The sequence below is a fragment of the Providencia sp. Marseille-Q8014 genome (assembly GCF_965112055.1).
Genome location: NZ_CBCOPT010000001.1, coordinates 2,935,382 through 2,948,431, shown reverse-complemented (window position 1 = coordinate 2,948,431; position 13,050 = coordinate 2,935,382). Strand labels below are relative to the sequence as shown.

Here is a 13,050-nt window from a genome sequence, read left to right as displayed (position 1 = left end):
TATTGATATGATGGTGTTTAAAAACTAACGTAAAGCTAATTTAATTGCACTTTTAGGAATACAACTACAGGCTAATATATAGCCATCACCTTTAATTGCACTCTGTTTTAATGGTGTCACTTCTCCTTCGAGCAGCTTTATTTTGCATTGACCACAAATGCCTGCGCGACAGGAATAAGGCAGCGATACTCCTTTTGCTTCTAATTGTTCAAGAATGACTTCTTGGTTATTCCCTTCATAATCATGATGTTCAAAAGTCATGGTCACTGTGCTTAGTGGTGTGGTTGTACCGGTCGCCTTGCTGCCTGTTTCCCTTTCTTTTGGGATATAGCGATTAGGTTGTTTCTTTTCGAGTACGGTAACTTCATCACCCACACGAATGACTCCGGTATTATGAATAATCACATTTTGGCCAAAGTCGACATCACCATTTTCAGCGGTGCGGAACGTTTGCAAAGTGGCGAGAGGCTCACTATTAGGGTGCTTTATGCCTTTTTCTGGGCTCACGGTGGTCAAAATGCAGCGGCTACATGGGCGATCAAGGGTAAAGATGACATCCCCTATCTGGATTTTTTTCCAAGTATCCTCTTCGAAAGGTTGCGCACCTGTGATGATCAGGTTACCTCTAAATTGTTCAAGTTTAATGCTGGCAGGGCAGCGCTTTTGGAGTTCCTGCACTGAGGCTTCATTAATTAATAAGAAGGGGTAACCGTCAGCAAAAGACATTGGAACATCGGGCATGGTTTTGACTCGGCGAGACAGATGAGGGCTTATCCAACGAAGTTGAACAGGCTCCTCAAAATAGCGACTCAACCAAGAATTAATCGTTTCGGGTGCAATCAAGGCATGAAAATGATTCCCCCAAACTTCAGTTGGGCTCTGATTCTCATCAAAGTCCTGATACAATACCGTCACACTTTCGCCATCGGGTGCTTTAAGATAAAGACCATTATTTAACATTGCTGGTGTGAATAGTAACATCTGAGGGTATTTTCTCGCGGTGATAAATTTACCTTCCAGCGTTGTTACCATAAAATTACGATCAAAGATTAATCCACTGGTATCAGCGTAAGCATGAGACAAACGTATGCCTCTCATGGACTTGACTGGGTGGGTATAAAGGCGTGAAAGCGTTATCATTATTTAATCCTTATAATTGTTGCTGAGCAACTTTATGACAACTCCATAAGATTAGCTATAATGCGCAACAATTTTTCATCCAAATTGGTAAAAAATACTATGAATTCTCTGTTTGCCAGCACAGCTCGTGGCCTTGAAGAACTATTGAAATCCGAATTAGAAGCTCTGGGCGCTAGCCAGTGCAAAATTGCACAAGGGGGTGTCTATTTTCAGGCTGATGAACGGGTGATGTATCAGAGTCTGCTCTGGAGCAGGCTGGCATCCCGTATCTTATTACCATTGAATGAGTTTGACGTTTACAGCGACTTAGATTTATACCTTGGTGTACAGGCCATTGACTGGACCGAAATCTTCTCGGTTAATGATACATTTTCAGTTCATTTTAGTGGTACTAATGACGAAATCCGCAATAGCCAATATGGGGCGTTAAAAGTTAAAGATGCGATTGTCGATTGCTTTGTACGTAAATTAGACCAGCGGCCAGATGTTGCACGGCAACAACCCGATATTCGTGTTAACGTTTATTTAAATAAAGAGAGGGCGAGTGTCGCGCTTGATTTAAGTGGTGATGCACTCCACATTCGCGGTTATCGTGATTTAGCGGGCCAAGCGCCATTAAAAGAAAATTTAGCGGCTGCGATTATAAACCGTTCAGGTTGGCAAAAAGATACGCCTCTTGTCGATCCTATGTGCGGTTCAGGCACATTGCTCATTGAAGCGGCAATGATTGCGGCGGATAGAGCCCCTGGTTTATATCGTGAACATTGGGGATTCTATGCATGGTCAAAATATAATCCTGAATTATGGCGTGAACTGATCACAGAAGCTCAGGTACGTTTCCGTCAAGGTTTGAAAGAAACAACCTCGCGTTTTTATGGCGTTGATATTGATAAACGTGTACTCGATATGGCGCGTTCTAATGCACGCAGAGCAGGGGTTCAAGAATTGATAAGCTTGAATCAAGGCGATGCGGCGATGCTTGAAAACCCGGTTAAAACGGATCATAAAGGTACTATTTTAAGTAACCCTCCTTATGGTGAACGTCTTGAAAGTGAGCCTGCGTTGATTGCGTTGCATAGCCAATTAGGTCGTGTGGTTAAATCACGTTTTCCGGGGTGGCGTTTATCCATTTTTAGTGCTTCCCCAGAGCTTTTAAGCTGTTTGCAATTGCGTTCAGAACGTGAATTTAAAGCGAAAAATGGGCCATTGGAGTGCGTACAAAAAAATTATGTTCTGGCTGAAACCCCGTCTGAAACCGTGGGGGAAATTTCACCAGATTTTGCGAATCGTCTACGTAAAAATCACAAAAAGTTCAGCAAGTGGGCTAAACAGCAAGGTGTTGATTGTTACCGCGTCTATGATGCGGATTTGCCTGAATACAATGTTGCCGTCGATATCTATGGTGACAAAGTCGTAATCCAAGAATATGCCCCACCGAAAACGGTAGATGAGCGCAAAGCTCGTCAACGACTATTTGATGTTATCACGGCGACAATGAACGTATTGCAGCTATCATCCAACCAACTGGTGTTAAAAACGCGCCAACGCCAGAAGGGGAAACAGCAATACGAAAAATTGGCACAAAAAGAAGATTTCTTTTTAGTGCAAGAATACAACGCTAAAATGCTCGTCAATTTAACGGATTATCTTGATACTGGGTTATTTTTAGACCATCGTATTGCTCGTCGTATGTTAGGGCAAATGAGCCGCGGTGCAGACTTTTTGAACTTGTTTTGTTATACCGGTTCAGCCACCGTCCATGCGGGTTTGGGCGGTGCGAAAAGTACAACCTCGGTGGATATGTCTCGTACCTACCTAGAATGGGCAGAGAAAAACTTACAAGCAAACGGCTTAACTGGGCGTCAACATCGTTTGGTTCAAGCGGACTGCCTGAATTGGTTAGCAAATAGTCATGAACAATTTGATTTGATCTTCATTGATCCACCCACTTTTTCAAACTCAAAACGAATGGACGGTACTTTTGATGTGCAACGTGATCATATCCAGTTGATCAGCCATTTAAAACGCATGTTACGCCGTGGGGGAACGATTATGTTTTCCAATAATAAGCGAGGTTTTAAAATGGATAGCGAAGCACTGAGCGACCTTGGATTACAAGCCGAAGAAATTACAGCGAAAACACGTTCAGAAGACTTTGCTCGTAACCGTCAGATTCATAACTGCTGGCTGATACGCCACGCAGCGTAAAGGATAAAATCAATGGCTTTAATTAATTTGTCAGGTGCATATTTATCGTTTAGTGATGCACCTTTATTGGATAGTACTGAACTTCATATTGAAGACAATGAACGTGTTTGTTTAGTTGGCCGTAATGGTGCAGGTAAATCCACATTAATGCGTGTATTAACGAAGGAGCAGCCGCTTGATGATGGGCAGCTTCTTTATCAACAAGATCTGATTGTTGCCCGTTTACAACAAGACCCACCACGTAATATTGAAGGGACTATTTTTGATTTTGTTGCGGAAGGGGTTGCGGAGCAAGCTGAGTATCTTAAAGATTACCATCATGTGTCTAAATTGGTGGAAAGCGATCCAAGTGAAAAGAATTTAAACAAATTAGCTGAATTACAAGAGGTTCTTGATAGTCGGAATTTATGGCTACTCGATGCTCGTATTAGTGACGTATTGAAAAAACTGGATCTTCCTGCGGATGCGCAGTTGTCTTCATTATCAGGTGGTTGGCTACGCAAAGCGGCATTGGGCCGTGCATTAGTCAGCAATCCACGTGTATTGTTTCTTGATGAGCCGACTAACCACTTGGATATTGAAACCATTTTATGGTTAGAGAATTTCCTGAAAGATTTCCAAGGTAGTATCGTCTTTATCTCCCATGACCGTTCATTTATCCGCAATATGGCAACACGTATTGTTGATCTCGATAGAGGCAAATTGTCATCGTGGCCGGGTAATTATGATGCCTATTTGATCGCAAAAGAGGAAGCTTTGCGTGTAGAAGAGATGCAAAATGCAGAATTTGACCGCAAACTTGCCCAAGAAGAGGCGTGGATCCGTCAAGGCATCAAAGCAAGACGTACGCGTAATGAAGGGCGTGTGCGTGCGTTAAAAGCTTTGCGAGTTGAACGTTCTCAGCGTCGTGAAGTACTGGGTAGCGCAAAAATGCAAGTTGAAGAAGCGGCTCGCTCAGGAAAAATTGTGTTTGAGATCGAAAATGTGAACTATCACATTGATGGCAAAGTCTTAGTCAAAGATTTTAGTGCACAAGTGATGCGCGGTGACAAAATTGCCTTAGTGGGGCCAAATGGCTGTGGTAAGACGACGCTGCTGAAATTAATGCTGGGAGACTTACAAGCCAATAGTGGTAAGGTGCATTGCGGCACTAAGTTAGAGGTCGCTTATTTCGATCAACACCGTGCGGCTCTCGATCCCGATAAAACAGTAATGGATAACCTCGCAGAAGGAAAGCAAGAGGTGATGGTGAACGGCAAACCACGCCATGTCTTAGGTTATCTACAAGACTTTATGTTCCCACCGAAACGTGCGATGACTCCGGTTCGTGCGTTATCGGGGGGAGAGCGTAATAGGCTATTACTTGCTCGGTTATTTTTAAAACCCAGTAACTTATTGATCCTCGATGAACCGACTAACGACCTTGATGTGGAAACTCTAGAACTACTTGAGGAGTTGGTGGACAGCTATCAAGGCACAGTGCTATTAGTCAGCCATGACCGTGAGTTTGTTGACAATAGCGTCACGGAATGTTGGATTTTTGAAGGCAACGGGGTGATCAATCGCTACGCGGGGGGATATTTTGACGCTCAGCAGCAAAAAGCACAAACCGTGAGTTTGAAAACCACGCAACAAAGTAAAATATCGGACGAAGAGAAATTTACTAAAGTAAAAGAGCCTACAAAGCGAAATAATAAGATTAGCTACCATTTACTACGTGAATTAGAACAATTACCATCAAAGCTTGAGCAACTTGAGAGCGAAATTGAAACACTGCAAGCCACAATCAGTGATGCAGACTTCTTTAATCAGCCTCATGATGTTACAGAAAAAACATTAAATGCATTGGCTGAGAAAGAACAAGCGCTAGAACAAGCATTTGATCGTTGGCAAGAACTTGAACTATTAAAAAATAGTTAGTTTATAGATCAAAAATAGAAGGGGCGAATCACCTTGTGCTCTCATGAGTCTCATGAACATGTGCTGTGTACACAGTGCGACATGCTAGTTGCAGTGCCTGAATTAGAGCAAGGCACTAAAGCTACATGTCCACGTTGCCATACTGTGTTGGTTGCAAAGTGGCGCTATCCGTATAAGCAGCCAGCGGCATATGCATTCAGTGCATTAATCATGCTGCTGGTTGCATGTATGTTTCCATTTGTCAAAATGAGTGCGGCCGGAATCGAAAATGAAATCTCTTTATTTCAAATTATAGAGATTATCGCGACAACCCGTTACAGCGGGTTGGCTCTATTCTTTCTGTTTTTTTCATTAGTGATCCCCGCCTTTTGTATGGTGACTATCATACTCTTTGGTATGCAAGTGTATGTACCAAAACCGATTAAAGTGTGGATGAGCCGTATCCTGTTTCAAATGAAATCTTGGTGTATGGCAGAAATTTTCCTTGCGGGCGTGCTGGTCAGTTTCGTGAAACTGATTGCCTATGGGGATATTGGTGTTGGATTAAGCTTTTTGCCTTATTGTTTATTTTGTGTTTTACAAGTGAGGGCGTTTCAATGCCTTGATAGGCACTGGATGTGGAACAAAATCGAACCCGCCCCAAAATTGGCACAAAAGCTAGAGGTTGGACGTACAGGGATCAGTCAAAATGTTCGGTTGTGCTTAGTGTGTACAGCGATTTTGCCCGCTGAGCAATCTCAATGTCCTCGTTGCCATGCACATGGTAGTGTGCGTAAGCATCAAAGCATACAATGGACAGCCGCACTGTTATTGACTTCTTTTATATTGTATATCCCAGCGAATCTGCTGCCTGTCATGACAACCAATATGCTGGGTAGCGACATGCCGGCGACTATTATGGATGGCGTAATACTATTGTGGGGGGATGGTTCATATCCCGTTGCGTTAGTGATTTTTATTGCCAGTATTATGGTACCTTCATTAAAAATGATAGGTATTGCGTGGCTATGCCTTGATTCTCAGGGGTATGGCAATCGAGACCCCCATCGTATGCACTTTATTTATGAATTAGTTGAATATGTAGGTCGTTGGTCAATGATTGACGTATTTGTTATTACCATTTTGGCTGCATTAGTTCAAATGGGGCAATTAATGAGTATCGTCCCTGCACAGGGCGTTATTTTCTTTGGCGTCGTGGTCATTTTAACGATGTTTGCTGCGATGACTTTCGACCCCAGACTGACATGGGATCGCTGCGAAAAGAAAAATGCAATAAAAGTTGTTGAACAAGAAGGAGCCATCGGGTGAGTGAACAAAAAACGCCACAGGCCAATGCCAAAGTCAGTAAACTGAAAAGTTGGTCACCTGTATGGGTGATCCCTATCATCACTGTCTTAATTGGTGCTTGGATATTATTTTATCACTTCAGCCATCAAGGCCCTGAAGTGACGTTAATTACTTATAATGCTGAAGGCATTGAAGCCGGTAAAACCAAGATTAAAAGCCGTAGTGTAGATATTGGTATCGTTGAAAGTGTGACATTAGACGACAACTTTAGCCGAGTTGTCATTAAGGCTCGCCTTAATAGCGATATGAAAGATTTGCTACGCACTGATTCTGCTTTTTGGATTGTGAAACCAGCTATCGGCCGTGAAGGTGTGACAGGTCTGGGAACATTGCTATCAGGGGTATTCATTGAATTACAACCCGGTAGTTCATCAAAAGAGCATAACGAATTTACGCTGTTAGATTCGCCTCCGTTAGCTTCTCCTGATGCAAAAGGGATCCGAGTGATATTGGTGAGTGATCGTGCTGGTCAATTGAATCCTGGGGACCCTGTCTTGTTTAGAGGCTATCGTGTCGGTTCTGTTGAAACCAGTAATTTTGACATGGATAAGCGTGATATGCGCTATCAGCTATTCATCAATGCGCCGTATGATAAGCTCATTAGTACCAATGTGCGCTTTTGGAAGGATAGCGGCATCGCTTTCGATATGTCATCGCAAGGTATTCATGTGGAACTGGGATCAATAGCAACCTTACTTGCTGGTGGGGTTAGTTTTGATGTGCCAGCAGGTTGGGTACCCGGTGAAGGGGTGAAAGAAAATACGGAATTTAAACTCTTTGATAACCAAAGTAGTATCCAAAATTCCCTGTATACCGAGTATCAAGATTTTGTTCTGTTTTTCTCGGATTCAGTAAGAGGTTTACAGCCTGGGGCGCCTGTAGAATTCCGTGGTATCCGTTTAGGTACAGTAGCTCAAGTGCCTTTCTATACTGAAGGTCTTGATCAGAAACTAGATAATGACTTCCGCATTCCGGTATTAATCCATATAGAGCCAGAACGATTCAGGAAAGATGTGGGTGCTGACTTCAATCTGAAAAATGAACTGAAATTAGCGATGAAAGATGGGCTTCGTGCCTCACTGAAATCAGGTAACTTACTGACAGGAGCGCTGTTTGTTGACCTTGATTTCGTGCCTAACGTACCGGATTATAAAGGGCCTGATGTGGTGGCTGGTTATAAAGTGATTCCAACAACCAGTGGTGGTTTGGCGCAAATTCAGCAAAAAGTGATTTCAGTCTTGGATAAAATCAATAGTATGCCGATTGAGCCTATGTTGAATCAAACGACCCAAACACTGGCTGAAGGGCAGAAAACGATTAAAGAAGCGCAGGTGATGCTGGCTGAACTGAATAAAGTCATGGGCAGTAAAGAGTTCCAGAACTTACCTAGAGACTTGCAAAAAACCTTGAACGAGATGAATCGAGCAATGCAAGGGTTCCAACCTGGCTCACCAGCATATAATAAGATGGTTGATAATATGCAGCGTTTAGATCAGGTGCTTAGGGAAGTGCAGCCATTATTACGGACGTTGAATAATAAGAGTAATGCCTTAGTATTCGAGGCCGAGCCGTCGAAGGATCCTGTGCCTAAAGGAGTGAAAAAATAATGAGATATCTGGTATCGATATTTGTTTTAATGCTGGCGGCTTGTAGCAGCACCCCTGAAAAAATGTACTACCAATTGCCGGTAAAAGCGCCGGCAACACAAACAGCGGTAGTGATGGGGCAACAAAATCAAATTTGGCTGCAACGAGTTATGTTGGCTGATGTTTTGACATCAAACGGCATTACTTACCAGACATCGGATGTCAGCTACAGTAATGCAAGCTCACACTTATGGGCTAGTCCACTTGAACAGCAGTTAGGACAATCCATGGTCAGTGAACTATCGTCCGCGTTACCGGGGCGCTTAGTGTCTCTACAGCCGCTACAGAATTCACCTGATACGCTAGATATCACGCTGACCGCGTTTAATGGGCGTTATGATGGGATGGTTTTAGTACAAGGTTTTTGGACATTATCGAATGGTCGTGAAGTGATCCGCCGTAACTTTGATATACAGCTTGAACAAAAAGAAGATGGTTATCCTGATTTGGTGCGCACCTTATCGCAAGGATGGCAGCAAGTGGCAGATGGGATAGCGAAAGAGATCAGCAAACCCTAATTAACACTATGATTACGGATAAATGCGCCTCGTGTTTTCATCAACGGAGGCGCATTTTTTTTGTAAAACTGCTTATAAATCATTCAAATATAAATTATCGTACTATGAACTTCTATAAGGAATATGATATTAATATATTTAATATCAATTAGTTGTCACTTTTTGAATGTATATATCACATTTATAACATTTATGACATTCATATGAAATTCTTTACTTGATTTTCTGACCTGCCAGCGGTATTTCTATACTGTACCTAAATTAAGAGCCCTATGTAGTTTTAGGTTCCTGTCGCTAACAAACTAAGCTATCACCTAGGTTTTCTAGGTGCACACAGAGAACGTCGTTAAGTACAATCTGACTAATGACTTAACTTAAAGCTATTAAGGGTTTTAGGTGCTGTTTTCTTTTCCATTTAAACAATGAGGGAAGTAAGGCATGAAAAGACAGAAGCGAGACCGTTTAGAAAGAGCTTTATCAAGAGGTTATCAAGCAGGTATTGCAGGGCGTTCAAAAGAATTATGCCCTTATCAGTCGGTGGACGCGCGTTCGCATTGGTTGGGAGGCTGGCGAAAGGCCATGGAGGACCGGACGACACTCTCTGCATAGGCAGAGCATAGCACAGCATAACTTACTGATTAGAGAACCTAGATAAACGGTTTTTTAATTCCCTTTAAACCACAATTTTAAACCTCCGCGATTGCGGAGGTTTTAGATCATATAGCGTCAGTCGGTTTAGAAAGCACTTGTGTCTTTAAATAGACCAACTTTCAGGTCATTAGCAACGTAAATGACTTTACCATCAACTAATACTTCGCCATCAGCAAGTCCCATAATCAATTTACGATTAATAACACGTTTAAAATTGATACGGTAAGTCACTTTTTTCGCTGTTGGTAGAACCTGTCCGGTGAATTTAACTTCACCAACGCCCAATGCGCGACCTTTGCCTTCGCCACCCAGCCAACCAAGGTAGAAGCCGACCAACTGCCACATCGCATCCAGACCTAAACAGCCAGGCATAACAGGATCATTCACAAAATGGCAGCCAAAGAACCACAAGTCTGGATTGATATCCAGTTCAGCTTCGACATAGCCTTTATTGAAAGAACCGCCATCTTCAGTCATGGTGATGATGCGATCCATCATCAACATATTGCCAGAAGGTAATGGAGGCCCATTTTCGCCAAATAATTCGCCTCTTCCAGAAGCTTCTAAATCACTTTTTGTGTAGGAACTGCGTTTATCAACCATGTTCTTCTTATAGCCTTAATTAAGTTTAAGGATACAGGATAGCTTACACTTGTACGCTGAACAACTCCGATCTGATATTTTTTTACTCAACCAAGCCATTTCAGAAACCAAGGAAGCTTTGGTTTTTCTGGCGAGTTAGCTTGATTTATCCGTTCTTGAATTAAAGCTAACAAGTGTACGTTGTCACCTTCAGCTTGTTGCTCAAAGTAAGCTTGTTTGGTCAGTAAGGTGATCGCTTGAGCGACATGTTCTACTGGCCATATATGAAATTGACCTTCTTTGACTGCGTCAACAACGGTTTGATTGAGGCACAGATGGCGGACATTCGCCATTGGGATGATGACACCTTGCTGGCCTGTTAAGTGACGTTGAGCACATATATCGAAGAAGCCTTCAATTTTTTCATTCACGCCGCCAATAGGTTGCACATAACCAAATTGATCTACCGCCCCGGTTACCGCTATTTGTTGATCGATAGGCTGTAGTGCTAATGCACTAATGAGGGCGCATAGTTCAGCCAAAGAAGCGCTATCACCATCGACTTCACCATAGGACTGCTCAAAGACAATTGAGGCTGAGAATGGCTGTGGCTGCTCTAATTTTAGTTCATAATTTAAATAAGCTTGCATGATCATCATGCCTTTAGCATGGATATTACCACCAAGCTCTGCTTTTCTTTCAACATCCACAAATTCACCATCACCTAAATGTGCCACACAGGTAATGCGTGAAGGCTCACCTAACGCTTCAGGGTGACCGGGGTACTGTAAAACGGACAAACCATTAATTTGGCCGATAACTTCTCCCTCTGTTCGGATAAAAACCTGTTCCTGTAAGATGTCGTCTTGTGAGCGCTCAGAAAGAAAGCTATGACGCCATAGGCGATTTTCAAGTGCCTGTTTGAATGCTTCATCACCCATCATGTTATCGATTTGGTAATGAGACGCATCGGTTAATTTACGGATGAGCCATTGGCTATCAAGAGGTAAATTAAACTTGTCTTCACAAAACCGCGTAGCTTGTGTAATAAACGTCATCCAGCCATCGGAGGCAATTTCAGGCAAATGATTAGCGTCAATAAGTGATTTGATATAGCGCATCCACAGAACTAATTGTTCTTTATCATCAAAGAACATGATGGGTTCATATTCACCATAGATAGCATTCTCAAATAATTCTGAGTCGATATATTCAAATTCTTCTAACTCCAGCCTATCACCAACGATAATCAATTTTATATCAAGCGGTTGAGCATCAATTTCTATAGGTAGAGGCTGGTTATCAGAAAATGGCAACCATTCAAGTTGGCGACGAGCCACCATATTCTGTAATCTTTGCCACATCAATGGTTGGGCAATCAGTGATGATGCCGATAATATTAGGACACCACCGTTGATTTGATGTAATAATCCAGGAACTAAATGCAGTGAAGCTGTGATATAGCCAAACAATTGTTCTGGTTCTATCCAGTCGCGGTATGCAATCTTAGTCTGGCTAGAAAAGCGTCCGTCAATTTCAGGATGCCATTTAAAAGCGAGTTTATTGTCAGTGAGCTGATAATCACCCTTAATCGGCGAAAATTGGGTCAGTAAAGGGCTGATCGCTTCAGAAAATACCTGTAAATAATGCTCACTTTGCTCAGATTTGATAAACATGAAACGCGTGCGTGAGTTTTCTTTGATAAAACGTTCAATGCTATTAAATAGCCTAGGTTGAATTTCTGACAAAGTAGCAGGGGTCAGGGTATCTGAAGAGACAAAAGTTGCCTGATAAGGTGTTAGGTCAGGTGTTAGGCCTTGCCATGTTAGTTCTTGACTGATCACTATAATTTTTCTGCTATTAAAATGATTATAAGTAAAATGCCTGTTGGTGAGCAGGGCGCGTATGCCTGAATCCTGTTTGAATATTTTACATTGTTTTCAGGTCCATTTATTACCCATTGGGCAAGGTTGCTATATTAGCGTCTGAGCGTCAATCTTGCAGCAATAATTGACGTATAATCGACTAGAATAAAGCAAATAACAGTACAACAGGTAAAGACATTGGCCATGTAACGCCTATAAGTAGTGCACTGAGTAATCTCATAACTATGTTAGGGTCTTTTGTTAGGAGTAGTGTTATTAGAGCAGAGCATACGCCACCTATTCCATAAACGAGGAGTATGCATTCAAATGTGGACATGCTAATTCATTAATTTGTTAACAGATGAGGGCAGATTGTACACTATTTTGTGCTAAGTTGTTATCTTCTTTGTGAAGGGTCGTTTGTTGTTACCGCTGAATTGTGCTTCTTCAGTTAAAATTGCTAATATAAAACTAGATTCGATCTTCGTCGGGAAAAATTATGAAATATCAACAGCTTGAAAATCTAGAATGTGGCTGGAAATGGGATTATCTGGTGAAGAAGTCCAGAAGTGGTGAGGCAATCACTCGATATATTGAAAGAAGTGCAGAAGATGAAGCGATTGCCTTGCTGTTAAAAATGGAGAATCGGCCGACAGATGTTATGAAGTGGATTAATTTACATATGAATCCACAATTAGATAATCGTATGAAACAGAGTATTCGCGCTAGGCGTAAACGCCATTTCAATGCAGAGCATCCGCATACGAGAAAAAAGTCTATTGATCTTGATTTTTCTGTTTGGCAGCGATTATCTAATCTTGCCGTTAAGCGCAATAAAACATTATCGGAAACGATCATTCAGTTGATCGAGGATGCAGAGCATAAGGATAAGTATGAAAGCCAAATGAGCTTATTAAAAGAAGATCTGCAAGCGATTTTAGGTAATTCAAATACTAACAAGCCGTAATATTGATCGTTTGTTGTTATTGAATGATCAACTAAGATCGCGATGCTCTATGAGTAAAAGATGTAATCATTGACGCTTCACTGACTGGGATATAAGCAAAGCCTAGTTGTGACGGGATAAGACTTAGACTATCGCCTGCTTTAAGTGACTTTAGAGATAAAAAAAACCCCATCGAAATGGGGTTTTTTGTGTTCAGATCGAAATTC

11 protein-coding genes are annotated in these 13,050 nt (G+C 42.0%); 7 read left to right on the top strand and 4 right to left on the bottom strand.

The window, feature by feature from the left end; all coding sequences use genetic code 11:
• Positions 1-24: 24 nt before the first annotated feature.
• Positions 25-1,140 (bottom strand): YcbX family protein, encoded by a 1,116-nt coding sequence (locus ACWPW6_RS13065; protein WP_154623427.1) that lies wholly within the window; start codon positions 1,138-1,140, stop codon positions 25-27.
• A gap of 99 nt (positions 1,141-1,239) precedes the next feature.
• Between ACWPW6_RS13065 and rlmKL the strand changes: the two genes are divergently transcribed.
• The 6 genes from rlmKL (at position 1,240) to rmf (ending at position 9,388) form a co-directional block, all read left to right on the top strand.
• Positions 1,240-3,348, top strand: coding sequence for a bifunctional 23S rRNA (guanine(2069)-N(7))-methyltransferase RlmK/23S rRNA (guanine(2445)-N(2))-methyltransferase RlmL (gene rlmKL / locus ACWPW6_RS13060; protein ID WP_154623428.1), 2,109 nt, complete (start codon positions 1,240-1,242; stop codon positions 3,346-3,348).
• A gap of 12 nt (positions 3,349-3,360) precedes the next feature.
• Positions 3,361-5,268, top strand: a complete 1,908-nt coding sequence (locus tag ACWPW6_RS13055) for an ABC transporter ATP-binding protein (protein WP_163862610.1) — start codon at positions 3,361-3,363, stop codon at positions 5,266-5,268.
• 33 nt (positions 5,269-5,301) lie between these two features.
• Positions 5,302-6,576 carry a membrane integrity-associated transporter subunit PqiA gene (gene pqiA, locus ACWPW6_RS13050; protein ID WP_154623430.1) on the top strand — a complete coding sequence of 425 codons (1,275 nt, stop codon included), beginning with the start codon at positions 5,302-5,304 and terminating at the stop codon, positions 6,574-6,576.
• Positions 6,573-8,222: an intermembrane transport protein PqiB gene (gene pqiB / locus ACWPW6_RS13045; protein WP_163862606.1), complete on the top strand. Its 1,650-nt coding sequence runs from the start codon at positions 6,573-6,575 to the stop codon at positions 8,220-8,222. The genes pqiA and pqiB overlap by 4 nt, the downstream gene beginning before the upstream one ends.
• The gene (gene pqiC / locus ACWPW6_RS13040; RefSeq protein WP_154623431.1) at positions 8,222-8,779 is read left to right on the top strand and encodes a membrane integrity-associated transporter subunit PqiC; all 558 of its coding nucleotides are present in this window, start codon (positions 8,222-8,224) and stop codon (positions 8,777-8,779) included. Before pqiB ends, pqiC begins: the two co-directional genes overlap by 1 nt.
• A 438-nt stretch (positions 8,780-9,217) precedes the next feature.
• Positions 9,218-9,388: a ribosome modulation factor gene (gene rmf / locus ACWPW6_RS13035; protein WP_154623228.1), complete on the top strand. Its 171-nt coding sequence runs from the start codon at positions 9,218-9,220 to the stop codon at positions 9,386-9,388.
• Positions 9,389-9,514: 126 nt separating this feature from the next.
• On the opposite strand, the gene fabA is transcribed toward rmf, so the two are convergent.
• The 3 genes from fabA to ACWPW6_RS13020 all read right to left on the bottom strand — a co-directional run bounded on the left by fabA (position 9,515) and on the right by ACWPW6_RS13020 (position 12,214).
• Positions 9,515-10,033 carry a bifunctional 3-hydroxydecanoyl-ACP dehydratase/trans-2-decenoyl-ACP isomerase gene (gene fabA / locus ACWPW6_RS13030; protein WP_154623227.1) on the bottom strand — a complete coding sequence of 173 codons (519 nt, stop codon included), beginning with the start codon at positions 10,031-10,033 and terminating at the stop codon, positions 9,515-9,517.
• A gap of 86 nt (positions 10,034-10,119) precedes the next feature.
• Positions 10,120-11,856, bottom strand: coding sequence for an AAA family ATPase (locus tag ACWPW6_RS13025; protein WP_163862603.1), 1,737 nt, complete (start codon positions 11,854-11,856; stop codon positions 10,120-10,122).
• A gap of 181 nt (positions 11,857-12,037) precedes the next feature.
• Entirely contained in the window at positions 12,038-12,214 is a 177-nt protein-coding gene (locus ACWPW6_RS13020; RefSeq protein ID WP_249999118.1) for a GhoT/OrtT family toxin, read from the bottom strand.
• Between the two features lie 162 nt (positions 12,215-12,376).
• Between ACWPW6_RS13020 and matP the strand changes: the two genes are divergently transcribed.
• Positions 12,377-12,844, top strand: coding sequence for a macrodomain Ter protein MatP (gene matP / locus ACWPW6_RS13015; RefSeq protein WP_154623224.1), 468 nt, complete (start codon positions 12,377-12,379; stop codon positions 12,842-12,844).
• The last annotated feature ends 206 nt before the right edge of the window (positions 12,845-13,050 follow it).

What these genes read in the sequence shown, in the direction of transcription:
- ACWPW6_RS13055 (WP_163862610.1), top strand. Translation starts at nt 3,361, where the DNA reads ATGGCTTTAATTAATTTGTCAGGTGCATATTTATCGTTTAGTGATGCA.
- rmf (WP_154623228.1), top strand. Translation starts at nt 9,218, where the DNA reads ATGAAAAGACAGAAGCGAGACCGTTTAGAAAGAGCTTTATCAAGAGGT.
- matP (WP_154623224.1), top strand. Translation starts at nt 12,377, where the DNA reads ATGAAATATCAACAGCTTGAAAATCTAGAATGTGGCTGGAAATGGGAT.
- fabA (WP_154623227.1), bottom strand. Translation starts at nt 10,033, where the DNA reads ATGGTTGATAAACGCAGTTCCTACACAAAAAGTGATTTAGAAGCTTCT.
- pqiC (WP_154623431.1), top strand. Translation starts at nt 8,222, where the DNA reads ATGAGATATCTGGTATCGATATTTGTTTTAATGCTGGCGGCTTGTAGC.
- rlmKL (WP_154623428.1), top strand. Translation starts at nt 1,240, where the DNA reads ATGAATTCTCTGTTTGCCAGCACAGCTCGTGGCCTTGAAGAACTATTG.
- ACWPW6_RS13065 (WP_154623427.1), bottom strand. Translation starts at nt 1,140, where the DNA reads ATGATAACGCTTTCACGCCTTTATACCCACCCAGTCAAGTCCATGAGA.
- ACWPW6_RS13020 (WP_249999118.1), bottom strand. Translation starts at nt 12,214, where the DNA reads ATGTCCACATTTGAATGCATACTCCTCGTTTATGGAATAGGTGGCGTA.